This is a genomic window from Chelativorans composti, from assembly GCF_039541695.1.
Taxonomy (GTDB): domain Bacteria; phylum Pseudomonadota; class Alphaproteobacteria; order Rhizobiales; family Rhizobiaceae; genus Chelativorans; species Chelativorans composti.
In genome coordinates, this window is record NZ_BAABGS010000012.1 from 198,872 (window position 1) to 224,619 (window position 25,748).

A 25,748-nucleotide genomic window follows, 5' to 3' on the forward strand; every position below is an offset into this window, starting at 1 on the left:
GTGTCGACGAAATCGGACCTCCTCGAAGCTTCCTTGAGAGTGTGAAACATCTGAGAACGGGCTTCGGTCTCTCCCCGGTCTCATCGCCACCCCGGCGCGAAGCGCTTCGACACGGCATCCGCGCTGCGCCTGTATTCTTCGAATCCGAGGCTCCCGTAGAAGGCCTGTGCCCGGGCATTTTCTTGTCTTATCGTGGCGTCGATGAAGCGCACCCCTGCGGCCTCGGCCGCGGCGGCAGTTCTCTTGAACAGGGCCTTGCCGATCCCGCGACGGTGATGCCCGGGTTGCACGAAGGTCGAGACGAGAGCCCAGTCCGCAGGCAGCCGGTCTTCGCCCGGCCACTCCGGGTCCGACCATTCGAGCGCCTGGAAGCCGCGCACCTGCAGGCCATCGAGTGCCACGAAGCAGGAAATGCGGCGCACGGGATGGATGAAGGTGCGCCGTATGCGCTCCGCATCGAAGCGGGTTAGGTGCGCCGTAAGCCCGCCGATTTCGATGATCTCGTTGAGGATGGCCGCCATCTGCACCGCGTCGCCATCCTCGGCCTCCCGAATGCCGATCGTCATCAGTCCTCTCGTTCCTTCGCCCCTCGACTCGGCGGGCAGGATAGGATAATGCCAGTCGCCAACTCAGTTCAAACGGGGCACGTCATGGGAGACGGCAAGTCCGCAGACAGGTGAGCCGCAGCAACGGCTTTCGTTGTTGCGGCGTTCTTTAGAGCCAAATCGTTCGATTTTCTGGTGAACGAGCGCCGCTTTGTTCTCTGTTCAAGCGGATGTTTCGTCATGACTTCCCCAAGACCTGCGTGGACTTACACGCTGCCGGCAGCCTTGCTGCTGATGGCGCCTTCGACATTCTCGCCTCCCTGGCGATGGACATCTTCCTTCCCGTCGTGCCGGCTATGCCGGCCATCCTGAACACGACGCCCGGCGTGATCCAGCTCGCGCTGAGCCTTTACATGGTTATGCTCGGGGTGGGGCAGGTGGTGTTCGGCCCGCTCTCTGACCGCGTCGGGCGACGGCCAGTGCTGCTTGCGGGCGGCGCGCTGTTCGCTGCGGCCTCCCTCGGTGCGGCCTGCTCCTCCACGGCCGGAGATTTCCTGGCGTTCCGCCTGCTCCAGGCTGTCGGGGCGTCGGCCGCACTTGTGGCCACCTTCGCGACAGTGCGCGACGTCTATGCCGACCGTCCGGAAAACGCCGTCATCTATGGCCTGTTCAGCTCGATGCTGGCATTCGTCCCGGCCATTGGTCCGGTAGCTGGTGCCCTGATCGCGGAAAGCTTCGGCTGGCGCGCGATCTTTGTCACGCTTGTGCGCTCGCAGCGCTGGCCATCGCCAATGCCAGCCTCCGGTGGCATGAGACGCGTCCGGCAATCGGCACGGGCCCGCGCCCCTCGGTGCTGCCGATCTTTACGAGTCTTCCGTTCTGGGTCTACACCCTGGGCTTCAGTGCGGGCATGGGATCGTTCTTCGTCTTCTTCTCGACGGCCCCGCGTGTCTTGATCGGCCGGGCAGGCTACACCGAATTCTGGTTCAGCCTGACCTTTGCGACCGTGGCTCTGGTCATGATCACGACGGCACGATTCGCCAAAGCCTTCGTTGGCCGATGGGGTGTTGCGGGTTGCGTGGCGCGCGGCATGGTGATGCTCGTCTGTGGCGCGCTACTGCTTGCCGCAGGCGAAGCGCACGCTTCGCCGTCATTTCTCACTTTCATCCTGCCGATGTGGGTGATGGCCATAGGCATCGTTCTCACCGTTTCGGTCACCGCCAACGGCGCGCTGAGGGGCTTCGATGTCATCGCAGGCTCGGCTGTCGCGATCTACTTCTGCATTCAGAGCCTGATCGTGAGCATCGCGGGCACCCTGGCAGTAACGCTTCTCGACGGTGCTTCCGCCTGGCCCCTGGTCTGCTATGCGACGGTGATGGCTGTGGTGGTGCTCGCCGGCTTGGCACTGGTGCGGTCACGCGAAACCCGTGCAGCAGCGTCTACTGGCGCTTCCGCCGCTCCGCGTCGCTGAGGCGATTTTCGCGGAATTCAAGCCGATCCCGGGGGGTCGGCTTTGTCTTTTCAGGCGTTCTTTCGCCTGTTTCCTTTTCGTTCTCTTTGTCATTCCGGCCCGGTCTTTCGACCGGGCCGGGCTGTTCCTAGCCGAACCTTGTATCAGCTACACCCGCTCGTTGCCCCGCACGTCTCGCACTTCTCGCAGGTGCCGTTGCGCACCATGGTGAAGTTCTGACACTCCATGCACATGGAGCCGGTGTAGCCCTGCATGATCGCCTGCTGGCGGCGCTGGCTCTCCATCTGCTTGGCCTGGGCCGCTTCCTCGGCCGCCTTGTCGGTGAAGAGCGTGTTGACCGTCTCGGCCGCCGGTTGCGGCTGGGGCTGCGGCTGGCGCAGGAAGGCGGCCGGCTCCTCGCTGAGGCTGGTCACGTTCTTGAGCGCCGTCACCGTCGTCACGCTCGTGGACGAGAAGGCGTGCACGTTGGAGGTCGTCGAGCCCATCGGCGCCGAGCCTGCCTCGCCGCGAGGCTCGGAGCTGCCCGTCACCACCTTGAACATGGCGCCGCGCGTCAGGCCCTTGGAGAAGGGGAGCGCCTTGCCTTCGTTGATGCCGCGTCCGAGCGAGGTGTTCGAGAAGTCGGACATGTCCACATGCGCAAGATCGTTGCGGCCGAGATAGGAGACCGCGAGTTCGCGGAACACGTAGTCGAGGATCGACGTCGCGTTCTTGATCGCGTCATTGCCGATCACGATGCCCGCCGGCTCGAACTTCGTGAAGGTGAAGGCTTCCACATATTCCTCGAGCGGCACGCCGTACTGCAGGCCGATGGAGATGGCGATGGCGAAATTGTTCATCATCGCGCGGAAGGCCGCGCCTTCCTTGTGCATGTCGATGAAGATCTCGCCCAGGCGACCGTCGTCGTACTCGCCGGTGCGCAGGTACACCTTGTGGCCGCCCACCACGGCCTTCTGCGTGTAGCCCTTGCGGCGGTTCGGCAGCTTCTCGCGCTCGCGCACCACGCGCTCCACCACGCGTTCGACAATCTTCTCGGTCACCTGCATCGCGCGGGCGGAGGCGGGCTGGGCCACCAGCGCCTCGACGGCCTCGTCCTCGTCGTCATCATCGGCGATCAGCGAGGCGTTGAGCGGCTGCGACAGCTTGGAGCCGTCGCGGTAGAGCGCATTGGCCTTGAGGCCGAGCTTCCACGACAGCATGTAGGCGCTCTTGCAGTCCTCCACCGTCGCGTCGTTCGGCATGTTGATCGTCTTGGAGATCGCGCCGGAGATGAACGGCTGCGCCGCCGCCAGCATGCGGATGTGGCTCTCGACCGAGAGATACCGCTTGCCGATCTTGCCGCACGGGTTGGCGCAGTCGAAGACGGGCAGGTGCTCCGGCTTGAGGTGCGGGGCGCCTTCCAGCGTCATCGCGCCGCAGACGTGGATGTTGGCCGCCTCGATGTCCTTGCGGCTGAAGCCGAGCGCCGGCAGCATCTCGAACGACATGTCGTTCAGCTGCTCATCGGTGAAGCCAAGCACTTCCTTGCAGAAGTCCTCGCCCAGCGTCCACTTGTTGAAGACGAACTTGATGTCGAAGGCCTTCTGCAGCGCCTTGTTGATCGCCTCGATCTTCTCGTCGGTGAAGCCCTTGGCCTTGAGCGTGGTCGGGTTGATGCCCGGCGCCTGGTTCAGGTTGCCGTGGCCGACCGCATAGGCCTCGATCTCGGCGATCTGGCTCTCGCTGTAGCCGAGCGTGCGCAGCGCCTCCGGCACGGCGCGGTTGATGATCTTGAAGTAGCCGCCGCCGGCGAGCTTCTTGAACTTCACCAGCGCGAAGTCGGGCTCGATGCCGGTGGTGTCGCAGTCCATCACGAGGCCGATCGTGCCGGTCGGCGCGATCACCGTCGCCTGGGCGTTGCGGTAACCGTGCTTCTCGCCGAGCTCGAGCGCCTTGTCCCAGGCCGCGCGGGCATGCGCCACCAGCTCCGGCCACGGGCAGTCCTCCGCCTTGAGCGGCACCGGATTGGTGTGCAGCTCCTCGTAGCCCTCCGTCTCGCCATAGGCGGCGCGACGGTGGTTGCGGATCACTCGCAGCATGTGCTTGGCGTTGCGCGGATAATCCGGGAACGGTCCGAGCTCCTTCGCGATCTCCGCGGAGGTGGCATAGGCGGTGCCGGTCATGATGGCGGTGAGGGCGGCGCAGATGGCGCGGCCTTCGTCCGAGTCATAGGGAATGCCGGACGTCATCAGCAGGCCGCCGATATTGGCGTAGCCCAGGCCCAGCGTGCGGTACTGGTAGGAGAGGCGGGCGATCTCGGCTGACGGGAACTGCGCCATCATCACCGAGATTTCCAGCACCACGGTCCAAAGCCGCACGGTGTGCTCGTAGCCCTCGATGTCGAACGAACCGTCCGCTTTGCGGTAGGCGAGCAGGTTGATCGAGGCGAGGTTGCACGCCGTGTCGTCCAGGAACATGTATTCCGAGCACGGGTTCGACGCACGGATCGGACCGGCCACCGGGCAGGTGTGCCAGTCGTTCATCGTGGTGTTGAAGTGCAGGCCCGGATCGGCGCACGCCCAGGCGGCATAGGAGATCTTGTCCCACAGCTCGCGCGCCTTCACGGTCTTGGCCGGCTTGCCGTCGGTGCGGCGGATCAGCGTCCAGTCGCCATCGTTCTCGACCGCGCGCAGGAAGTCGTCCTTGATCGACACCGAGTTGTTCGAGTTCTGGCCGGAGACGGTGAGATAGGCCTCCGAATCCCAGTCGATGTCATAGGTGTCGAACTCGATCGAGGTGAAGCCCTGCTTGGCGAACTGGATCACGCGCTTGATGTAGTTCTCCGGCACCGCGTTCTTCTTCGCGGCCTTGATCTCGCGCTTGAGGGCAGGGTTCTTCGCCGGATCGAAGCAGTCGTCCCTGGAATCCTCCGATCCCGCCTCGCAGTTCACGCAGGCGCGCATGATGGCTTCCAGGTGCTTCTTGACGATCTTGGAGCCGGTGACGAGCGAGGCAACCTTCTGCTCCTCCTTCACCTTCCAGTCGATGAACTGCTCGACGTCCGGATGATCGATGTCGACGATCACCATCTTGGCAGCGCGGCGGGTGGTGCCGCCCGACTTGATGGCGCCCGCGGCGCGGTCGCCGATCTTGAGGAAGCTCATGAGGCCGGAGGACTTGCCGCCGCCTGAAAGTTTCTCGCCTTCGCCGCGCAGCGACGAGAAGTTCGAGCCCGTGCCAGAACCGTACTTGAACAGGCGCGCTTCGCGCACCCACAGGTCCATGATGCCGCCTTCGTTCACCAGGTCGTCGGAGACGGACTGGATGAAGCAGGCGTGCGGCTGCGGATGCTCGTAGGCCGAATTGGACTTGGTCAGCTCGCCGGTGAACGGATCCACGTAGTAGTGGCCCTGGCCGGGGCCGTCGATGCCATAGGCCCAGTGCAGGCCGGTGTTGAACCACTGCGGACTGTTCGGCGCTACGCGCTGCGTGGCGAGCATGTAGCACAGCTCGTCCATGAAGATGCGCGCGTCCTCTTCCGAATCAAAGTAGCCGCCTTTCCAGCCCCAGTAGGTCCAGGTGCCGGCGAGGCGGTTGAACACCTGCCGGGCATCCGTTTCGGAGCCGTAGCGCTTGTCTTCGGGCAGCTTGGCCAGCGCCTTCTCATCCGCCACCGAGCGCCAGAGGAACGAAGGGACGCCGTTCTCCTCCACGCGCTTCAGCTTGGCGGGCACGCCGGCCTTGCGAAAATACTTCTGGGCCAGGATGTCGGTCGCAACCTGGCTAAACTGGGCAGGAACGTCGATGTCGGCCAGCCGGAAGACGATCGAGCCGTCGGGATTGCGGATTTCACTCGTCGCCTTGCGGAAGGGGATCTCCGCATATGGTGACTGGCCTTCCTTGGTATAGCGCCGTGTAAACCGCATCTTTCGTCCCTTCCGCCTTCTAGACTCTTGCAATGTGCCCCGGTGGCACGTCCCCGCTTTCACGCTTCAATCGCGGTGCCCTCGGAAACCCGCCAATTGACGCGCCGTGTTCCATCTTTCCGCCGAGACGAAAAGACTGAGGCCGGACGCATGTTCCGTCTTAGGCCCGTGATAACAGCTTAATCATACTGACACCAAATGCTGCGCCGATCAATCTGAGATCTACCAGATCTAGTGCCGTAAGGATGACTGTCGCGCGCCAAGCCGCCCGTGGGACAGACAAGGGTGAGGATGGAAACGCCCCCGGACAGCAATGTCGCGAAACAGTATGAGGACCGGGCGCGCAACGACTGACAGCATGGCCCCCGGCAGGGACATAAGAACCCGAATCGGGCAGGGAGCGCAAGCTGTCGTTTCAGCCTTCCGGAAATTCACTACATCTTGTGGTGATGGTGTGGATTTAGTGGAAACGCCCGTTTGGGGGTTGAGGTTTCAGGAACGGCGCAATTCCGCGCTTCCTGCAAGATAACGTGTTTTCAGGACGGTCAGCTGACCATCCTGAGAACGTAAAAGATGAAGGCAGAGAGGATCGCCGAGATCGGCACGGTGGTCACCCAGGCCGCGGCGATGGTCATTACGTGGGCGCGGCGCACGAGCTTCCGGTGAACGATCTCTTCGGCCGAAAGCGGGCGTTCTTCCTTCTCGTCCTTCTCGATGTGGTTGCCGTTTTCCGTCATGCGGCGGGCGAGATAGGTCTTCCGGCGCTTGGAATTGGCAGTGTACCACTCGCGGAAGAAGCCGACGCCGAAAATGGCGCCAATCGCCGTGTGAGTCGAGCTGACGGGAAGGCCGAGCCAGGAAGCGACGATCACCGTGACGGCGGCCGAGAGAGCCACGCAGAACGCGCGCATCTGGTTGAGCTTGGTGATCTGGTCGCCCACCATCTGGATGAGCTTGGGCCCGAACAGCAGCAGGCCGAGCGAGATGCCGAATGCGCCGATGAGCATCACCCACAGGGGGATTTCCACATGCGAGCTGACGTTGTCGGACTGGGCAACGGCCACGATGGCTGCAAGCGGGCCGACGGCGTTTGCCACGTCGTTCGCTCCATGGGCGAAGGAGAGCAGGGCGGCCGAGATGACCAGGGGGATGTTGAACAGCTTGCGCAGCGACTGGTTCCTGTTCTGCATGCCGGCTGACTGCTTCCGCACGTGAACGTGGGAGATCGCCCACACCACGACGAAGCTCGTGACGGCCACGGCAAGCAGCGCCGAGCCCTTCAGGTGAACGAGGTTGCCGAGGCCCTTGGTGACCAGATAGGTGCTGAACGAGGCGGCCATGGTGGCGATGAGCAGCGGCAACCAGCGGCGGGCCGAGGCGATCTTGTCGTCCTGGTAGATGATGGTGGTCTTGATGAAAGCCAGCACCAGCGCGGCGGCAATGCCGCCGATGACCGGCGACACGACCCAGCTCAGCGCGATATTGCCCATGAGCGGCCAGTTCACCGCTGAAAAGCCCGCTGCGGCGATGCCCGCGCCGACCACGCCGCCCACCACGGCATGGGTGGTGGAGACGGGGGCGCCGATCCAGGTCGCCAGATTCACCCACAGCGCGGAGGAAAGCAGCGCCGCCATCATCGCCAGCACGAAATTGCTGGGATCGGCGACGGCTTCGGGCGCGATGATGCCCTTGGAAATGGTGTCCACCACGTCGCCGCCGGCAATCAATGCGCCAGAGCTCTCGAAGACCGCCGCGATGATCAGGGCGCCCGTCATGGTGAGCGCCTTGGCGCCCACTGCAGGACCCACGTTGTTGGCCACGTCGTTGGCGCCGATGTTCAGAGCCATGTAGGCGCCGATGGCTGCTGCCGAGACGATGATGACCATGCTCGCGTTGGCGCCGACATAGAAGCTGGCGAGAATTCCCGCGAAGGCGAGGAACAGCAGTCCGAGACCGGGCGCAATCAGATTGCGGGAAAGGATACTCGTCGCTTGCTCGACCTGGATGATCTTGGTGAGATCCTTGTCGAGGGTCTGCTTTCGGGTAACCGGAGCTTTTTCAATCATGGTGAGTGTCTGGCCTCATCGTCGGACGCCGGCGGCGCGGACTGGTTGGAGCAGGGACAGGCCCGGAAATATGGATCATGCCGTCAGCTGAGCCAGGAGGTCTTCCGTTGATGTTCAAGCTAGCGCTAGGGCTTGTAGCCACACGGTACAAGTCTGAAAATTGGCAAATTTGCTTATAGGGGCGTCAGGACGCACTTTCCCGTGGATTGTTGAAGCTCAGGATAAGGCGGGCGAGGTCTTTTTCCTCGACCATCCGGGCCGCTTCCTGCGGCGAAAACCATTGCTTCCTGCGGACCTTTCGCTCGGGCCACTTCTCCTTTTCCTCGGCAACCTCGAGCGGGATGACCGTCACCTCGCAACGCAGCGGCACGGCCTTCTTCCGTCTCTTGGTATAAAGGAAACGGCCGATCTCCACCGTCGACGGCCGTCCGGTAACGCCGGCTTCCTCGAACGCCTCCCGTTCTGCGGCTTCATGCGGCTGTTCCCCGGGCTTCATCCATCCCTTGGGCAGCACCCAGCGTCCCTTGCCGCGGCTCGTCACCAGCAGCACCTCCAGATCGCCGTTCCCGGTGCGGCGCCAGGGCAGGGCAGCGACCTGCATGCGGGGTGGAAGGCCGCCGTTCCAGCGGCGAAACGCTTCAAGCAGGCTTTTCCAGTCAAGCTGCAACGGCATGGTCGCCAGTCCCGCGGCTGGTTGGGTTGCGCGTAATACTAGCTGCTTCGGGAAAAGTGAAAACCGGTTTTGCGGCCGCAGCCGCGGAAAACAACAGATCGGCAGGGCGCAAGGTATGCAGGGCCGGGGTGCGCCGGTACCGAGACAGGGCGTGCGGGGCAACTCTCAAGAAATGGCCTGAAGAAGTGGCCTGAAGGCCCGCAACCGGCCTCGGGATCGCCATGTCGTTCAGACGGGATCGCCATTCCGGTCTGAAATGCGAAAACGGCGCCCGCAAGGGGCGCCGCGGTGGGCTCAGTCCTTGTCCTTTTCGGCGATGGGCCGCTGGTAGGTAAAGCCCATGTCCCACGGGAAGTAGATCCAGGTATCCTGCGACACCTCGGTGACGAAGGTGTCGACCATTGGCCGTCCCTTGGGCTTCGCATAGATCGTGGCGAAATGCGCCTTCGGGATCATGGCGCGGACGATGGCTGCAGTCTTGCCCGTGTCCGTCAGATCGTCGACGATCAGGATGTCCTTGCCCTCGTCGGCGAGCAGCGACGGGTTGATCTCCTTGAGAACCATCAGCTCGCCCTGCGACGTGTAATCGTGGTAGGAGGCCACGCACACCGTCTCGATCAGGCGGATGCCCAGCTCGCGCGCGATGATGGCTGCGGGCACCAGGCCGCCGCGGGTGATGCAGACGATCGCTTTCCAGTTCGGGTTGACACCGGCAAGGCGCCAGGCGAGGGCGCGCGCATCGCGATGGAACTGATCCCAGGATACGGGAAAGGCTTTTTCAGGCAGGGACATGATCCGCAAACTCCAAGTGGGGCGGGCGTGTGGGACGGTTGATTCTGGAACAGGTCCGCGATTCCGGCCGGATCCGGGCTGCGTCAGGCTTTGCGCGCGCAATTAGCGGAACATGCCCGCAGGATGCAAGGGAAAGCGCGCGCGTCCTGAAGAAAATGCGCGACAGCGGCCGCATCGCCATCCGATGACGGGATCTAGCGCGCCATGAGAGTGGGAACGGTCATGCTCTGCAGCACGCTGCGGGTCATGCCGCCGAAAACGAACTCGGCGAGCCGCGAGCGGCCGAAGGCCCCCATCACCAGAAGATCGGCACCGCTCTCGACGAGGGCACTGGCCAGCACGTCGAGTTCGGACCGCTGCTTGTCGGTGTGCCGGGCGATGACCGTGACATCAAGACCATGCCGGGCGAGCGTGCGCGCGATCGCGCTTCCGTTATGGCCGCCGTTCTCCGGCGCGTCGATGGTCAGGATGTCCACCTGTCCGGCCTCCTTGAGCAGGGGCAGCGCGTCGAAGGCTGCACGCGCGGCCTCCTTGCTGCCGTTCCAGGCGATGATGGCCTTGCGGAACGGCTCTCCCTTGCCCGAATGGGCGTGCGGAACGAAGAGCACGGGGCGCCCGCTGTGGAAGAGCAGGGCTTCGACGTCCGCGGATGAGGTGACGCCGTTCGGGTCGTTCTGCACCACGAGAACTAGGTCAGAGCTGCGGGCGCTGTCGATGCCGGAGATGGCGGAGTCGCCGGAAACGCTGTCGAAACCGCGCCATTCGGCTGAAAGGCTCTCCCGCTTGGTGCGGCTCTCGAACATGTCGCGCAGGCGCTGATGCCGCTCTTTCGCCTGCGTTTCCAGCTCGTCCGCCAGCGTGAGATAAGGCCCTTCCATCGGGGTGGCGAGCACCACCGGCAGCGCCTCCGCGTGCAGGCCGATCAGGTGGCTGCCGTGCCGTGCGGCGAAGGGCAGTGCGAAATCCAGCAGTTTCGGCGCATCGGCTTCATTGTGCACGATCGCCAGCAGCGTCCCGATGCTCATACCATCCTCCTTGGGTCTAAGCCCATTCCGTCTTCCCATAGACTGCCGCCGGCCCCGAGACCGGCGAAATCCCCTTGTGAAGGGTCAACTGCGCTGGCCGAGGCTGTCAAGCATTTCCTTCACGGCTCTCACCGCCGCATCCAGCTTCTCCCGCGAGCGGGAACGCACCACGATTTCGGTCCATGCGCCCGTGGTGTCGAACTTCGGGTAGGACCCGATGATGGTTTCCGGGTGCGCCTTCTGGATGTCGCCGAGCGGTCCGCCGATCGTGCCTTCCGGGAAAGTGCAGTGGATGCCCTCGGAGATGAGCTTCTGCCCCGTGCGCAGCGTCGGGATCACCTTGTCCAGCATGGCCTGGAACACGGAGGGGACACCCGCCATCACATAGACATTGCCGATGTTGAAGCCAGGGGCCACGGAAACCGGATTGGCAATGAGCGAGGCGCCCTCGGGCGTGCGCGCCATGCGCTTGCGCGCCTCGGTGAATTCGACACCGCGCGCGGCGTAATGGGCCTCCAGCAGCGCATAGGCTTCCGGGTGATAGGTGCACGGCACGCCGAAGGCGGCGGCGATGGCGTCGGCGGTGATGTCGTCATGGGTAGGGCCGATGCCGCCGGTGGTGAACACATAGGTGTAGGCCGCCCGCAGGCTGTTCACGGCCTCTACGATGGCGCGCTGTTCGTCCCCGACGATCCGGACTTCCTTGAGGTCGATCCCGACAGCCGTCAGCATGTCGGCCAGATGGCCGATGTTCTTGTCCTTGGTGCGGCCGGACAGGATCTCGTCCCCGATCACGACCATGCCTGCGGTAATCACGTCGCTCATTCAAAATGCCTTCTCAACAATAGACCGCCAAATCTGCACTGACATTTCTGTAGACCAGTTCCGGGAGGGGTGGGAACCTGTTTTGCAGATGCGTCTGCTGAAAAACCTGGAGCGCAGCCCGTTGAGAAAAAGCGGAACGCGCCGCAGTGTCCGCAAGAATCCCGACCGGCCGAAAGGCGGGTAGGAGCCTTGGACGGCACCGGGAACGGAATGGTGAACAGTGTGTCTCCCATTGGCCCATTTTCAGACGACGGCATGTTCCTACATGCTCCTGAGGGCCTTCGATGGCCTGGACGTCAATGGATCAGCTGAGGAGAACCCGCACAATGCCGAAGATTCTTGCGCTCTACTATTCAAGCTATGGACACATGGAAGCCCTGACCAGGGCTGCGGCCGAGGGTGCCCGCAGCGCGGGCGCGGATGTGACCATCATGCGCGTCCCTGAACTCGTGCCGGAGGAGATCGCGAGAAAATCCGGCTACAAGATGGACCAGGAAGCGCCGGTCGCCAAGCCGGAGGAACTTGAGAACTTCGACGGTTTCATCTTCGGCGTCTCCACCCGCTACGGCATGATGGCCTCGCAGTTCAAGAACTTCCTCGATCAGACGGGCGGCCTCTGGATGCGCGGCGCGCTGGTGGACAAGCCGGCCACGGTGATGGTCTCCACGGCGACCCAGCACGGCGGCGCGGAACTGGCGATCGCCAGTACCCAGCTTGCACTTCAGCATCATGGCATGATCATCGTGCCGCTGTCCTACGCTTACCAGGGCCAGATGGGCGTGGACAAGGTTCGCGGCGGTGCCCCCTACGGCATGACCACCCACACCGACGGCGACGGCTCGCGCTTCCCGAGCGAGCAGGAACTCGAGGGCGCGCGCTTCCAGGGCAAGCGCTTAGCCGAGATCACCGCGCGCCTGATGAAGTGAGCATACCGCCGGGTCTGTTGCGGCTCTGTCGGTGAACAGCGCCCCGCTTGACGGCATGACCGGATGATGGGGGGTGGAGGGGCGGCCCGTCGGGCCGCTTTCCTTTTTCGTGAGGCCCGGAACCGGCGTCACCTTACACTTGCTGAAGCCTTTGGCCGGCAAGAACTGCCTACCCGCCCTGGTTGCTGTAGGCGTCTTCCGGATCGTCGATGGATTCCACCGCTTCCTCCATCAGGCTGCGCAGGTGCTGTTTCAGCCGGGCGATGCTCTCATCGTTCCAGCCTTGCGGTTCCGTCACCTCGATCCACGCCGTCACGTAGTGTTCCGGTGCGTAGAGATGGCCATGGCCCAGTGGCGTCGCGGTGGCGAAAGCCATGTCGAGCGCCAGCTGCAGCATGGTGACCACCGGATACCACCGCAGGTCAGGCGAAACATCCGGGCCGCGTGGCTCATCCATCCACGAAGGCTTGCGGAAGAAGCCGAGGGGCGAGAAGAACGTCACGGAATCGCTCGCATACTGCAGGTAGACGATGCGCATCGCGCCCCAGGGCGCGTAGCGCGCGCCCTCCGGATAGCCATTCTGGTTCATGAAACGCACGACCGAGCCGTCCTGATACTGTGGTAGCCACGCCGGCGACCCGGGGTCCCGCTCGGCGGTGAATGTCGCCCACAGTTCGCTTGCGAAGGGCGGGCCGCTCCACAGGGCGCCATTGACGGGATCGCCCAGCATCCGGAAGAGATCCACCGAGCCCTGCGAGTTGAGCGCGCCGAGGCTCAGGCCGTGCAGGTAGAGGCGGGGACGCCTGTCGCGCGGCAGCGACGTCCAGTGGCGATAGACGACGGACAGAAGCGCCTTGGCGGCATCCTCGCCCCGGTCAGGCTCCACGATGAGCGACAGCGGGCTGTTGAGGTAGGAGTACTGTATCGCGACCGTCGCCACGTCGCCGTGGTGCAGGTATTCAAGCGAATCCATCGCCGCTGGATCGAGCCAGCCCGTGCCCGTCGGCACCGCGACCACCAGCAGCTCCCGCTCGAACGCGCCGACCCGCAAAAGCTCCTGCAACGCGAGCTCGGCCCGCTCCTCGGCCGTCTCCCGCGTCTTCAGCCCCACATAGACCCGGATGGGTTCCTTCGCCGGCCTTCCTGTGAAGGCGCTGATCGTTGCCGCATCAGGCCCGGAGGAAATGAACTCGCGACCCGCGCGGCCGATGCTCTGCCAGTCGATCAGCGATGCCGGGCTGCCGGATTTCTCCGGCGCCGCCGGCTGCGGCCGTGCCGCGTCGATGAGCGCGTCATACTCCCGGAAGGAGGCGTCGATCGCGTCGAACCCCATGCGCCAGAACACATCGCTGGCAAGCAGCCAGAACACCAGGACCGCGAGCGTCACCCCGAGAACGTTCGCTACCCTCGGCGGCATGACTTGCGCGATTCGCCACGCTGCACGTCGTGCGAGCAGGGCAAACAGCCGCCCGATCACCAGCAGCATCAGGAACGTGGCGATGGCGATGAGGGAGATCAGCACGGGATGGCTGGTATCCACGGGCTCCATGCCCATTACGCGCCGGATGGAATTCTGCCATTCCGCAGCGCGCCAAAGGAACCAGAGGGCGGTGAGCACCGAGAGCGCGAGCACGATGCCGTTCAGCTTCTGCCGCAGGTTGTCGGCGGGGGCGGGCAGTTCCAGATAGGTCCACAGCCAGCGGAGGAAGACGCCGATCAGGTAGCCGACGGCGAAGGCGCCGCCGCTGAGAACGCCCTGCATGGTCGCGGTGCGCGGCACAAGCGTTGGCGTCAGTGCTGCTGCGAAGAAGAGCACGCCAAGGATCAGTCCGGCGCCGGACAGGGACCGCATGAAGCGTGCGGCAAGCGCGTAGGGCATCCGTCACCTTTCGATTGGCGAGGAGTCTGACTGCACCCGACAATGATTGGCATTTTTCATCGGGGCTGCCAAGAACGCGCCGGCCGCGTCTGGCTGGTTATGAAAAGGAAGGAACGTTCCCGGATTTGCTGTCCCGCTCTTCCGGCTTCAGGTCTCCTGCATTCCCTCAAGCGCCTCCCGGACGCGGGCCATGAAATCGTCGGATCGCACCGTCATGAGCCTGGTCATGGCGTTTCCGCGATCGATCTCGACCGTTTCGGCGGCAAGGCTCTTCTTGACGCGCAGGTCACGAATGTCGGCGAACAGAATCTCCCAAGTTCTCAATGGATTGCGCGAGGATTTTGACATTCTGGTTTCGGTAAATCGGAGCCGATCGGGCAGGAGCTGCAGCTCGCCGCTCACCCATACCCCCTTGTTCCGGCGCAGCATGAGCGCCGTCGCGGGCAGCAGGATCCAGCGCCAGAGCGGGATCGTGTAGCCTTCGGGCAGCGGCTGCAGCCACGCTGCCGGATGCCTTGCGATGGGAGCTTCGGTCGCCAACATTTCCTCCTGGAATGGATTCTCCGGGGTCATGACTGGCAGATCGCAATCCGGCACGCAATGCCTCTTTCCGGTCTCTGTCGCCGGAATGGAAATGGCGCCCGCCGGTCCCGGCCAGCGGGCGCCGCTCATCACATGGACCGGGTCTTATTCGGAGTCGGTGTCGGGAAGCGCCTTGAGGAAGGCTGTCACGACGGCTGCCGAATTGGCTGCGGCGAGACCCATGAAGGTCGCCATCTCGTTTTCTCCTTCGCCGCCGCCAGCGAGGTCCGAGAGCGAGCGGAAAGCAATGAAGGGCACCTGGTTGATCTCCGCCACCTGGGCGACGGCGGCCGACTCCATGTCCAGCACGGAAGCCTCGAAGGTCTTGTAGGTGTATTCGCGGAAGCCAGCGTTGTCCATAAATGCCTGGCCCGACACGCCATTGCCGCCCACCCGAATCTGTGGTGCATGCGTCAGGCACTTGTTTTCCTCGACGCAGTCCTGAAGGTTCATCTCGCTGGCAACCTTCTCGGCAACCTTGAGCAGTTCGGGATCGCTCTCGAACCAGAACTTCTCCTTGATGCTTCCGTCCGGTTGCACGACGTCGACCGCGCGCGGAAAGATCATGCCGTAGTTCGGCCATTCGACCTTCACCCAGCTCGGGGGCACGAACTTGCCGTCCTCGACTTCGCGGGCGAACACCGCCTCGAGGTACTGGCCCCAGCGCGCAGGAACGATCACGTCGCCGATGTGGTAATCGGGGTTCACGCCGCCGGCGATGCCGGAGAACACGATTGCGCTGATGTTGAAGTTGTCGATCGCGAGCTGCGTCGTCATGGCCGCATTGACCATGCTGACGCCGGACATGAACACCACCACGTCCTTGCCCTCGATCTCTCCGAGCACGAACTTGATGCCGTTGATGTCGACCTCCTGACGCTCGGAGATCTTGTCCTGCATCGCCTTCCATTCGGGGGCGAAGGCGGTCATCACGGCGACACGGGCTTCATCGCCTGCGAGCGCGGTGGAGGTGCTGAGCGCAAGCGTGAGAAAGGAAAGCAGAGGCTTCATGGCAGAACACTTTGTGCGGATGGAAATGAGTGCTCTCTATCATCATGATTCTGCGAATGCCAGGCAACGGCATCGGGATGACGGGGCCATTCTGCACAAGATGTGCCACGCCACTAAGATCTAGTCAGATCACATTGAAGGGAGCGAGGAGTGATCCGGCCCCCGCTGGGATTGCCCGGCCTTGCACCGTTCAGTGACGGCCAGCGGCAGGCCGGGTCTTCGATGGGGCATCAGGCGGGGTCGGAACTCAACGCATTTCCGGTTTTGGAGCGTCGTTTTCGCTATCATAAGTTGAAGCAAATTCGTCGTTCAGCGGGAGCAACGATATCGTTGCTTTAGGCGCGGGAGCGACGTTCTGCAAAAGGTTGAGTTGCATCCCGCATTGACGTTCATGTTGTATTCTTCTTGATCGCTGCTGCGAGAAGGAGTAACCCATGGCACAAGAGGGTTGTCCTAATGGGGGTAGGGACATGAAGAAGGCAATGCTGGTAATCCGCTTTGCCGCCGGCGGGGCTATTCTCAGCGTCAGTCTTGTCAGCATCGCAGCATCAGTTTTCGGATATGATCCGTCTGTTGTTCGGGACATCGTCGCTGCGCTGGGCGGCGGCGTCCTGACCGCTGGCATTTTCGCCAAGGCCGTCGGCTTGTTCGCCTGAATTCTTCCGTCACATGATGCAAGCGCTTGGTGCCTTCATGAGCGGGATAGATATTCCGCTCATGGATGCGGGAAACGTCGGGTTCGGCATCCTCAGCATGCTTTGGGATCGAGGACGGTGCTACTACAGGCGAACCCAGTATTTCCTCGTTGATTATCTCGCCGCCCTGCTGCGCGGCGTTACTCTTTTTCCGTTCCTGATCTTGTTTTTGGCCACGTTGAACAGCAGTCTCATGCAACTTCTGCTGAGCGTCAATAGGACCGTCTTGATCATCGCGTCCGTCATCGGGCTCGTGACGGTGTGGAATAGTGACAAATGGATCAAGGAAAAGCTGGATGCGTCCCTGGAAGGCCGCTGTGGTTCGCGGCCGAGTGCCGATTGACCAAGCGGGCGATCCGGATGGCGTCAAGCCTGACCGATCCCCCGAACCTGCAAAAACAAAGGCCGGCGCGAGGCCGGCCTTCGTGTTCCGTGCTTCCTGCGTCGGTTAGCGCTGGTTGAGCGGCACATAATCGCGGCGCGGGGCGCCCGTGTAGAGCTGGCGCGGACGGCCGATCTTCTGGGCCGGGTCCTCGATCATCTCGCTCCACTGGGCGATCCAGCCGACCGTGCGGGCGACGGCGAAGAGAACCGTGAACATCGTGGTCGGGAAGCCCAGGGCCTTCAGCGTGATGCCCGAGTAGAAGTCGATGTTCGGATAGAGCTTCTTCTCGATGAAGTATTCGTCGGTGAGCGCGATGCGTTCCAGCTCCATCGCCACCTCGAGCAGCGGATCGTCCTTGATGCCGAGCTCGTTCAGCACCTCGTGGCAGGTCTGCTGCATGATCTTGGCGCGCGGATCGTAGTTCTTGTAGACGCGGTGGCCGAAGCCCATCAGGCGGAACGGATCGTTCTTGTCCTTCGCGCGGCGGATGTACTCCGGAATCCGGTCGACCGTGCCGATCTCGGCCAGCATGTTGAGAGCGGCCTCGTTGGCGCCGCCATGGGCAGGGCCCCACAGGCAGGCGATACCGGCGGCAATACAGGCGAACGGGTTGGCGCCCGACGAACCGGCAAGGCGGACGGTCGAGGTCGAGGCGTTCTGCTCATGGTCGGCGTGGAGAATGAAGATGCGATCCATGGCGCGTGCCAGAACCGGGTTCACCTTGTACTCCTCGCACGGCACCGAGAAGCACATGTGCAGGAAGTTCGACGCATAGTCGAGCTCATTGCGCGGGTACATGAACGGCTGGCCGACATGGTACTTGTAGGCGAGCGCCGCGATAGTCGGCATCTTGGCGATCATGCGGATCGAGGCGACCATGCGCTGGTGCGGATCGGAGATGTCGGTCGAGTCGTGGTAGAACGCGGAAAGCGCGCCGACGGTGCCGCACATAACGGCCATCGGGTGCGCGTCGCGGCGGAAGCCGCTGAAGAAGCGCAGCATCTGCTCATGCAGCATCGTGTGATGGGTCACACGGTAGTCGAAGTCTTCCTTCTGGGCCTTGTTCGGCAGCTCGCCGTAGAGAAGGAGATAGCAGGTTTCGAGGAAATCGCCGTGTTCGGCGAGCTGTTCGATCGGGTAGCCGCGGTAGAGCAGAACGCCCTGTTCGCCATCAATGTAGGTAATCTTGGATTCGCAGCTTGCCGTCGACGTAAAGCCCGGATCGTAGGTGAAAGCTCCGCTCTTGGAGTAAAGCGATGAGATATCTATTACGTCCGGCCCGATGGTGCCTTTTCGGATAGGGAACTCGTAGCTCTTGCCGCCAAGATCCAATTTGGCCGTCTGATCGGGCATGACATCACCTCATTATTAACCGCTGAAACTGCAATGAAGACCTCCCGGGCGCGGTATTGAAAACAACGACCGGCGGGCCTTTGCTATCGCATTGCTCTGTCGTTGCCAAGCGTTGCGTCGCAAATATTGCGACGCAACATAGCTGTTGTCTATCACACCATTTCTTGATCGCGAATACGCGCCAGACTCTCCTCGCGACCGAGCACCGCGAGCACGTCGAAGATGCCCGGAGAGGTCGTCCGGCCGCAGAGCGCGGCGCGCAGCGGCTGGGCCACTTTGCCGAGTTTCCGGCCGGTACGTTCGGCGAAGTCGCGCACGACGGCCTCCGTCGACTCGGCGCTCCATTCGGCGATCGCCTCCAGTTCAACGAGCAGTTCGCCCAGCATCTTGCGGGCCTCATCGTCTAGGAGGGCGGCGGCCTTCTCGTCCAGCGTGAGCGGCCGGTCGGCAAACAGGAACTGGGCACCGTCCAGCAGCTCGACCAGCGTCTTGGCACGCTCCTTCAGGCCCGGCATGGCCTGAACCAGCTGCTCGCGGCGCGTGTCGTTGAGCTTCGCCAGGAACGCGTTGCCACCCTCGATATAGGGCAGGGTGTCGAGGAAGACCTTTGTGAGTTCCCGGTCGTCCATCTGGCGCATGTGGATGCCGTTCAGGGCTTCCAGCTTCTGGAAGTCGAAGCGGGCGGCGCTGCGGTTGATGTCCTTGACGTCGAACCACTCGATCATCTGCTCGGTGGTCATGACCTCATCGTCGCCATGACTCCAGCCGAGGCGGACCAGGTAGTTGCGCAGCGCCGATGGCAGGTAGCCCATGGCCCGGTAGGCGTCGACCCCGAGCGCGCCGTGGCGCTTGGAGAGCTTGGCGCCGTCGGAGCCGTGGATCAGCGGCACGTGCGCCCACACCGGCACGTCCCAGCCCATGGCTTCGTAGATGATTGTCTGGCGAGCCGCGTTGGTCAGATGGTCGTCGCCGCGGATGACATGCGTGACACCCATGTCGTGGTCGTCCACGACCACGGCGTGCATGTAGGTCGGCGTGCCATCGGAACGCAGGATGATGAAGTCGTCCAGGTCCTTGTTGGGGAAGCGGACGTCGCCCTGCACGAGGTCGTGCACCACCGTCTCGCCGTCGAGGGGAGCCTTGATGCGGATGGCCGGCTTGACCCCGGCAGGGGCTTCGGACGGATCGCGGTCGCGCCAGCGGCCGTCATAGCGCGGCGGCTTGCCGGCGGCGCGGGCTTCCTCGCGCATTTGCTCCAGCTCCTCCGGCGTGGCGTAGCAGTAATAGGCCTTGCCGCGACGCACGAGCTCCTCGGCGACCTCGCGATGGCGGTCGGCGCGGGCGAACTGGGAGATGGGCTCGCCTTCCCAATCGAGTTCCAGCCATTTCAGACCGTCGATGATGGCGGCCGTCGCTTCCGGCGTGGAGCGCTGGCGGTCGGTATCCTCGATGCGCAGCAGCATCTTTCCGCCGGTGTGCTTGGCATAGAGCCAGTTGAAGAGGGCCGTGCGGGCGCCACCAATGTGGAGGAAGCCCGTGGGCGATGGAGCAAATCGCGTGATGACGGTCTTGGACATGACTGTTGCAGCTTTCGCATGACGCGCCGCATGGCGGAGGGCGCGAGGGTAGAAATTGTCGGCCCGTCATGTACCATAGGCGTCGGTGGGTGCAAGCCTTTCGGTTTGGGGGAGCCGAACATGAGCCCATTGGCGGTGGAGCGGTCTGTCGACGAACGCGCGCATTTCCAGCGGACAGATCTGCCGGAAGCGGCGACGGTGCTCGTCCCGGGCGGATTTCCGGCTCCAGTCCCCGATTTGCCGGCCACCACGCCGGTTCCCGATCTACGGACCGGCATCGTCTCGCGGCTGGTGAAGCTCCGCGATCAACTGGCGGCCATGTGCGCGGCGGAGCAGGCGAGGGGCGCCGCCTTCCTCTGTGTGCCCGTTGCGCTTGGAACCGGGGCCATCACCTATTTTTCTCTGCCTTTCGAGCCGCATGGCGGGACCATACTGGCTACCGCCGCCGCGCTGGCGGCGCTGGTGTGGTTCTCGGCAGGACGCACGATCCTCTTCTTCCTTTCCGGCATGGGACTGGCGTTTGCCGCGGGAGCGGGATTCGCCAAGCTTGAGGCCTGGCGGGCCTCGACTCCCGTGGTCGGCTCGGAGGTTTCGACCCGTGTCACGGGGCGCGTGGTGCAGGTCGAACATCAGGCGAGCGGACGCATCCGGCTGACGCTCGACCTGGCGAGAACCGAACGGCCGGCGCTCCGCCATGCGCCGGAGCGCGTGCGTCTCACCGCGCGCGCCGTGCCCGAGGGGCTACGGTCAGGCGATGTTGTTCAGGGCTTCGCGCGGCTGCTTCCGCCATCCGGACCCGTTCGGCCCGGCGGCTACGATTTCGCCTTCGCCAGCTTCTTCAACGGCATCGGCGCCACGGGCTTCTTCCTCTCGGAGGTCGTTCGTGTCGAGGAGAAGGGCGGCGATCTGTTCTTGTTTGAACGGATGCTGCAGGCCCTCGAGACCCTCCGCGAGGCACTGGCGGAGCGGATCCGGCAGCACGTTTCAGGACCGCACGGAGAGGTGGCTGTCGCGCTGATCACGGGCCACCGCGCCGGCATCCCCGAGGAGATGAACGAGGCGCTGAGGCGCTCGGGCCTCGCCCATGTCTTGTCGATTTCTGGGCTGCACATGGCGCTGGTCGCTGGCACGGTCATGCTCATGATCCGCATGTCCGCAGCCTTCTTTCCTGTCTTTGCCTCACGGGTGCCGGTCAAGAAGATCGCGGCGGCGGCTGCGCTCGTGTTCTGCACCTTGTACCTGTCGATCTCGGGCGCCGAGGTTGCCGCGCAGCGCAGCTATCTCATGCTTGCGGTCATGCTGCTGGCGTTGATGTTCGACCGGGCGGCGATTTCCATGCGCAACGTGGCGATCGCAGCGATCGTGATCCTCGTGATTGCGCCGCACGAGATCATGGGGCCGAGCTTCCAGATGTCCTTTGGCGCGACCGGAGCCCTTGTAGCCGCCTTCGCCGCCTGGACCGACTGGCGAAGCCGAAGGCCGGGCGGCATCCCGTCGCGCCACCCGCTTGCCAAGGTGATGCGGTTCGCGCTGGCGGGCCTTACGGGTCTTGCGCTCACCTCGCTGGTGGCGGGCCTTGCCACCACTATTTATGGGGTATGGCATTTCCAGAGGGCTTCCCCCTACGCGTTGCCTGCCAACCTGCTCGCCATGCCCGTCATTTCCGCTGTGGTGATGCCATCGGCAGTCTGCGCCATCCTCGCGCTTCCGTTCGGGCTGGAGGGCTATTTTCTCCGCGCCATGCAATGGGGCCTCGGTGTTATGGTGGACATCGCGACATGGTTCTCCGACCGCTCGCCGCTCGACACGGTGGGGCTGGCGCCGGCTGCGGCCACGCTCTGGTTCACGCTGGCTCTGCTGGTGCTGGTCATCTCGACGACGCGGCTGCGGCTCGCGGCAATTCCGCTTCTCGCGCTGGGCTTCATCGCGCTCATGAACCGGACATTGCCGGACGTGCTTGTAACGGAGGACGCGAGGCTCATCGGTGTGCGCGGGGACGGGGTGCTTGCCATCAACCGTGCGCGCGGCTCGACCCTCGCGCTCGATGACTGGAAGCGGGCGCTGCTCGCGCCGGAGGTGGCGGGCTCGGTGACTCTCAAATCCGATTCGGCGGACGGGGGAGGGCCGGACGGCCGCTTTGTCTGCAGGGAGGGAACCTGCGTCCTGCTCCGCGCGGACGGCCTGCGGCTCGTTCACGTCCGGACGGCTGACTCCGCGCTGGACCACTGTTCCACCGCCGCCCTGATCGTGGTGGAGGATGCGACAGTGGAGAAGTCCTGCGGCGAGGGGAGCGCGGCGCTGGTTCTGACGGGCAGGGAGCTGGCGAGGCGGGGTGCTGCCGCCATTGCGCTTGCGGGCGGGGGGCAACAGCCTTCGGTGAATTTCGCGGTGGCGGAACCGTTCAGGCCCTGGCACGCTCACCGGGCCTTTTCACGCGCCGCACGCGGCCTGCCTCCACGCGAAAGTGAGCGGCAAACACGCGAAAACCGGGGGCAGTGAAAAAAGCAGTTGGATATAATCGGTTTACTCCCATGGAGGGATGTCGCGCTCCATTGTGTTTTTCCGCTCGTCAGTTATGAGAGGCGCACATTTTCCCAATTCCCCCAGATTGGAGGACACAAGATGACCGCCATCGTCGAAATCACCGGACGCGAAATTCTCGACAGCCGGGGCAATCCGACTGTCGAGGTCGATGTCGTGCTGGAAAACGGTTCCTTCGGACGCGCTGCCGTTCCTTCGGGCGCGTCGACCGGTGCCCATGAGGCCGTCGAGCTGCGCGACGGTGGCCCGCGTTACCTCGGCAAGGGCGTCCGCCGCGCCGTCGAGGCAGTGAACGGCGAGATCTACGAGGCTCTTGGCGGCATGGAAGCCGAGGACCAGCTCCTCATCGACCGCACGCTGATCGAGCTCGACGGCACGCCGAACAAGAGCCGTCTCGGCGCCAACGCCGTGCTGGGCGTTTCGCTGGCCGTCGCCAAGGCTGCTGCGGACGCGGCCGGTCTGCCGCTCTATCGGTATGTCGGTGGCGCTTCGGCACATGTGCTGCCCGTGCCGATGATGAACATCCTGAACGGCGGCGCCCATGCAGACAACCCGATCGACTTCCAGGAATTCATGATCATGCCGGTCGGCGCGGAGAGCTTCAGCGAGGCACTGCGCATTGGCGCCGAGGTATTCCACACGCTGAAGTCCTCGCTCAAGGCCGCCGGGCATAACACCAACGTCGGTGATGAAGGCGGCTTCGCCCCGAACCTCAAGAGCGCCGAGGAGGCCCTCGACTTCATCTTGAAGTCGGTGGAGAAGGCGGGCTTCAAGCCGGGGCAGGATGTCTACATCGCGCTCGACTGCGCCTCCACCGAGTTCTTCAAGAACGGCGCCTATCATTATGAGGGTGAGGGCATCACCCGTGACGCCGCCGCCCAGGCCGCCTATCTCGCCAAGCTGGTCGACAGCTACCCGATCATCTCGATCGAAGACGGCATGGCTGAAGACGACTTCGACGGCTGGAAGGAGCTTACCGACCTCATCGGCTCGCGCTGCCAGCTGGTCGGCGACGACCTGTTCGTCACCAACTCCGCCCGTCTCACCGACGGCATCCGCATGGGCATTGCCAACTCGATCCTCGTGAAGGTCAACCAGATCGGCACGCTGAGCGAGACGCTTGACGCCGTCAACATCGCGCACCGCGCGGGCTACACGGCGGTCATGTCGCACCGCTCGGGCGAGACCGAGGACGCCACGATCGCTGACCTGGCGGTCGCCACCAACTGCGGCCAGATCAAGACCGGCTCGCTCGCCCGTTCGGACCGGCTCGCCAAGTACAACCAGCTGCTGCGCATCGAGGAGCAGCTTGGCCGCCAGGCCAGCTACGCCGGCCGTTCCATCCTGCGCGGCTGACGGTCCGGCTGAGGGAGGACCTTCGATCCGGCCGGGAGGTCGATACCCCGGCCGATGAACCGGCCCCGTCTGGCCAGCGGCTGACGCTCTGACAACGGCTGCTGCCGTATCCGGGCGGAACGACCGACGAGATGGTCTGCCGGAGATATAGGTGTTGGCTGCTGCTCTATCCGGGTGGAACGACCGCAGGCGCCTCTGCGAGCTCCCCGAGGGGAGGAGCTGTTGAGAACGCAGTCCCGACATTGAATTAACACGCCCCGCAGCTTTGCTGCGGGGTTTCTTTTGCGCGCCGCCTTGTGCGCCGGACACTTCTTTCGTTCTTCTGGCGGAAAACGGTCGGCGAGACGTTAGAAAGAACGGGAAGGGGTGCCGACGAACTGGTGCCGGAAGCGCACACGGGGCCGGTTCGTGGCGCAAAATCGGCCTCTACCGAACCCATAGGGGTACTGCTCATAACGCTCCATTAAGCAAAGTATGGCCATATGCTGGCAAAGGGGTTTCTCAGCATGTGGACACGTCATCACAAGCGCCGCAACCTGGGCGGACTGATCGTTCCGGCCATCACCGTGGTCGTCCTCTCCTATTTCGCCTTCCATGCCTACCATGGTGATTACGGCATTGCCGCCAAGACGCGCTACCAGGAGCGAATTGCAGAGCTCGAGGGCGATCTCGCCGACCTCGAGGCTGCGCGCGCGAAGCTGGAGGAACGGGTCGCACTGCTTAACGGAGCAACTATCGAGAAGGACATGCTTGACGAGCAGGTGCGCCGCGCGCTCAACTACGCGGCGGCCAACGAGCTGGTCATTTACCGGGGAAGCTCGAATTAACCTGATTCAGGTTAAATCTATTTTGTTCTGCAATTTCATATAGTTATTATACGTTATTTCTGGTGTTTTACATGGCAGCCATGCGCAAAAGCGCATGGCAAAGTTTTTTTATGCGTGCTAGCCTCTCCATGACTGGGATTTTGTGACCGGGGGACTAAGTGTTTCCTGTCGCGGGGTCTGTGAATTCTGCAGTCTAGGGAGTGATAAATGGCGACAACCGCCAAGAAGAGCACATCGAAGTCGTCGGTGGCCAAACGCGCGTCACGAACTTCAGCGTCTCGCCCGACCAACGGCCAGGCCGCAGGCGGCATGGTCATGCCGAAGGTTCCTGAACCGATGGAGTTCACCCGGGAGCAGGAGCTCTGGGCCTTCCGCGAGATGCTTCTCATCCGCCGGTTCGAGGAGAAGGCTGGCCAGCTTTACGGCATGGGCTTCATCGGCGGCTTCTGCCACCTCTACATTGGACAGGAAGCCGTTGTTGTCGGCATGCAGATGAATCTGAAGGATGGCGATCAGGTCATCACGGGTTACCGTGACCACGGTCACATGCTCGCCACGGGCATGGAACCGCGTGGCGTGATGGCCGAGCTCACCGGCCGCCGCGGAGGCTACTCCAAGGGCAAGGGTGGCTCGATGCACATGTTCTCCAAGGAGAAGAACTTCTATGGCGGTCATGGCATCGTCGGCGCGCAGGTGTCGCTTGGCACCGGCCTGGCCTTCGCCAACCGCTACCGCGGCAACGATTTCGTTTCGGTGACATACTTCGGTGACGGCGCGGCCAACCAGGGCCAGGTCTACGAGAGCTTCAACATGGCGTCGCTGTGGAAGCTGCCGGTGGTCTACGTCATCGAGAACAACCGCTATGCCATGGGCACGGCGGTGACGCGCTCGTCGGCCGAGACGAACTTCTCGCATCGCGGCATTTCGTTCCGCATCCCCGGCATTCAGGTCGATGGCATGGATGTCCGGGCCGTCGCTGCCGCCGGCAAGCTCGCGGTCGACTGGTGCCGTTCGGGCAAGGGTCCGATCATTATCGAGATGCTGACCTACCGTTACCGCGGCCATTCCATGTCCGACCCGGCCAAGTACCGGTCGAAGGACGAAGTGCAGAAGATGCGCTCCGAGCATGACCCGATCGAGCAGGTGCGCCAGCGCCTCCTGGAGAAGAAGTGGGCGACGGAGGACGACCTGAAGGCTATCGACAAGGAAGTGCGTGACATCGTGGCGGATTCCGCCGACTTTGCGCAGTCCGATCCGGAGCCGGATGTGTCCGAACTCTACACCGACGTGCTGCTCTGAGAAGGGGAGGAAGAA

General features: G+C 63.4%; 19 protein-coding genes and 1 pseudogene. 8 read left to right on the forward strand and 12 right to left on the reverse strand.

The features are described 5' to 3' along the window. Positions 1 to 80 precede the first annotated feature (80 nt). On the reverse strand, positions 81 to 566 hold the full coding sequence (locus ABD906_RS03450; protein WP_345098219.1) for a GNAT family N-acetyltransferase: 486 nt from the start codon (positions 564 to 566) through the stop codon (positions 81 to 83). A 219-nt stretch (positions 567 to 785) separates the two neighbouring features. Here ABD906_RS03450 and cml point away from each other — a divergent pair. Then, a pseudogene (cml, locus tag ABD906_RS03455) lies at positions 786 to 2,016 on the forward strand (CmlA/FloR family chloramphenicol efflux MFS transporter). Positions 2,017 to 2,159: 143 nt separating this feature from the next. On the opposite strand, the gene ABD906_RS03460 reads toward cml, so the two are convergent. The 6 genes from ABD906_RS03460 to ABD906_RS03485 all read right to left on the reverse strand — a co-directional run bounded on the left by ABD906_RS03460 (position 2,160) and on the right by ABD906_RS03485 (position 11,302). Then, positions 2,160 to 5,921, reverse strand: a complete 3,762-nt coding sequence (locus ABD906_RS03460) for a vitamin B12-dependent ribonucleotide reductase (RefSeq protein ID WP_345098220.1) — start codon at positions 5,919 to 5,921, stop codon at positions 2,160 to 2,162. A 545-nt stretch (positions 5,922 to 6,466) separates the two neighbouring features. Next, positions 6,467 to 7,987, reverse strand: coding sequence for an inorganic phosphate transporter (locus ABD906_RS03465; protein ID WP_345098221.1), 1,521 nt, complete (start codon positions 7,985 to 7,987; stop codon positions 6,467 to 6,469). A 184-nt stretch (positions 7,988 to 8,171) separates the two neighbouring features. Then, entirely contained in the window at positions 8,172 to 8,660 is a 489-nt protein-coding gene (locus ABD906_RS03470; protein WP_345098223.1) for an NUDIX hydrolase, read from the reverse strand. Between the two features lie 294 nt (positions 8,661 to 8,954). Then, a complete protein-coding gene (gene gpt, locus ABD906_RS03475) occupies positions 8,955 to 9,452 on the reverse strand; it encodes a xanthine phosphoribosyltransferase (protein ID WP_345098225.1) in 498 nt (165 codons plus the stop codon). 194 nt (positions 9,453 to 9,646) lie between these two features. Further along, positions 9,647 to 10,477 (reverse strand): universal stress protein, encoded by an 831-nt coding sequence (locus tag ABD906_RS03480; RefSeq protein WP_345098226.1) that lies wholly within the window; start codon positions 10,475 to 10,477, stop codon positions 9,647 to 9,649. An 84-nt stretch (positions 10,478 to 10,561) separates the two neighbouring features. Next, positions 10,562 to 11,302, reverse strand: coding sequence for a competence/damage-inducible protein A (locus tag ABD906_RS03485; RefSeq protein WP_345098227.1), 741 nt, complete (start codon positions 11,300 to 11,302; stop codon positions 10,562 to 10,564). Between the two features lie 326 nt (positions 11,303 to 11,628). Here ABD906_RS03485 and wrbA point away from each other — a divergent pair, with 326 nt between their 5' ends. Continuing rightward, positions 11,629 to 12,228 (forward strand): NAD(P)H:quinone oxidoreductase type IV, encoded by a 600-nt coding sequence (wrbA, locus tag ABD906_RS03490; RefSeq protein ID WP_345098229.1) that lies wholly within the window; start codon positions 11,629 to 11,631, stop codon positions 12,226 to 12,228. A 169-nt stretch (positions 12,229 to 12,397) separates the two neighbouring features. Here the strand turns inward: wrbA and ABD906_RS03495 are convergent, their stop codons facing one another. The 3 genes from ABD906_RS03495 to ABD906_RS03505 form a co-directional block, all read right to left on the reverse strand. Continuing rightward, positions 12,398 to 14,107, reverse strand: a complete 1,710-nt coding sequence (locus ABD906_RS03495) for an alpha/beta hydrolase (protein WP_345098230.1) — start codon at positions 14,105 to 14,107, stop codon at positions 12,398 to 12,400. Positions 14,108 to 14,254: 147 nt separating this feature from the next. Then, complete coding sequence (locus tag ABD906_RS03500) at positions 14,255 to 14,650, reverse strand: hypothetical protein (protein WP_345098231.1); 396 nt, start codon at positions 14,648 to 14,650, stop codon at positions 14,255 to 14,257. Between the two features lie 144 nt (positions 14,651 to 14,794). After that, a complete protein-coding gene (locus tag ABD906_RS03505) occupies positions 14,795 to 15,700 on the reverse strand; it encodes a 5'-methylthioadenosine/S-adenosylhomocysteine nucleosidase (RefSeq protein WP_345098232.1) in 906 nt (301 codons plus the stop codon). 470 nt (positions 15,701 to 16,170) lie between these two features. Between ABD906_RS03505 and ABD906_RS03510 the strand changes: the two genes are divergently transcribed. Both ABD906_RS03510 and ABD906_RS03515 read left to right on the forward strand, forming a co-directional pair. Then, the gene (locus ABD906_RS03510) at positions 16,171 to 16,356 is read left to right on the forward strand and encodes a hypothetical protein (protein ID WP_345098233.1); all 186 of its coding nucleotides are present in this window, start codon (positions 16,171 to 16,173) and stop codon (positions 16,354 to 16,356) included. Between the two features lie 13 nt (positions 16,357 to 16,369). Beyond that, a complete protein-coding gene (locus ABD906_RS03515) occupies positions 16,370 to 16,738 on the forward strand; it encodes a hypothetical protein (RefSeq protein ID WP_345098234.1) in 369 nt (122 codons plus the stop codon). A 105-nt stretch (positions 16,739 to 16,843) separates the two neighbouring features. Here ABD906_RS03515 and gltA read toward each other — a convergent pair whose 3' ends face one another. Continuing rightward, positions 16,844 to 18,133, reverse strand: coding sequence for a citrate synthase (gltA, locus tag ABD906_RS03520; protein ID WP_345098235.1), 1,290 nt, complete (start codon positions 18,131 to 18,133; stop codon positions 16,844 to 16,846). A gap of 152 nt (positions 18,134 to 18,285) precedes the next feature. Continuing rightward, on the reverse strand, positions 18,286 to 19,710 hold the full coding sequence (gene gltX, locus ABD906_RS03525) for a glutamate--tRNA ligase (protein WP_345098236.1): 1,425 nt from the start codon (positions 19,708 to 19,710) through the stop codon (positions 18,286 to 18,288). A gap of 120 nt (positions 19,711 to 19,830) precedes the next feature. Between gltX and ABD906_RS03530 the strand changes: the two genes are divergently transcribed. From ABD906_RS03530 to pdhA, 4 genes are all read left to right on the forward strand, one after another. After that, complete coding sequence (locus ABD906_RS03530) at positions 19,831 to 22,209, forward strand: ComEC/Rec2 family competence protein (protein ID WP_345098238.1); 2,379 nt, start codon at positions 19,831 to 19,833, stop codon at positions 22,207 to 22,209. A gap of 123 nt (positions 22,210 to 22,332) precedes the next feature. Next, positions 22,333 to 23,607, forward strand: a complete 1,275-nt coding sequence (gene eno, locus ABD906_RS03535; RefSeq protein ID WP_345098239.1) for a phosphopyruvate hydratase — start codon at positions 22,333 to 22,335, stop codon at positions 23,605 to 23,607. A gap of 506 nt (positions 23,608 to 24,113) precedes the next feature. Next, positions 24,114 to 24,434: an FtsB family cell division protein gene (locus tag ABD906_RS03540; protein WP_345098240.1), complete on the forward strand. Its 321-nt coding sequence runs from the start codon at positions 24,114 to 24,116 to the stop codon at positions 24,432 to 24,434. A gap of 246 nt (positions 24,435 to 24,680) precedes the next feature. Next, positions 24,681 to 25,733 carry a pyruvate dehydrogenase (acetyl-transferring) E1 component subunit alpha gene (pdhA, locus tag ABD906_RS03545; protein ID WP_378188873.1) on the forward strand — a complete coding sequence of 351 codons (1,053 nt, stop codon included), beginning with the start codon at positions 24,681 to 24,683 and terminating at the stop codon, positions 25,731 to 25,733. Positions 25,734 to 25,748 lie beyond the last annotated feature (15 nt).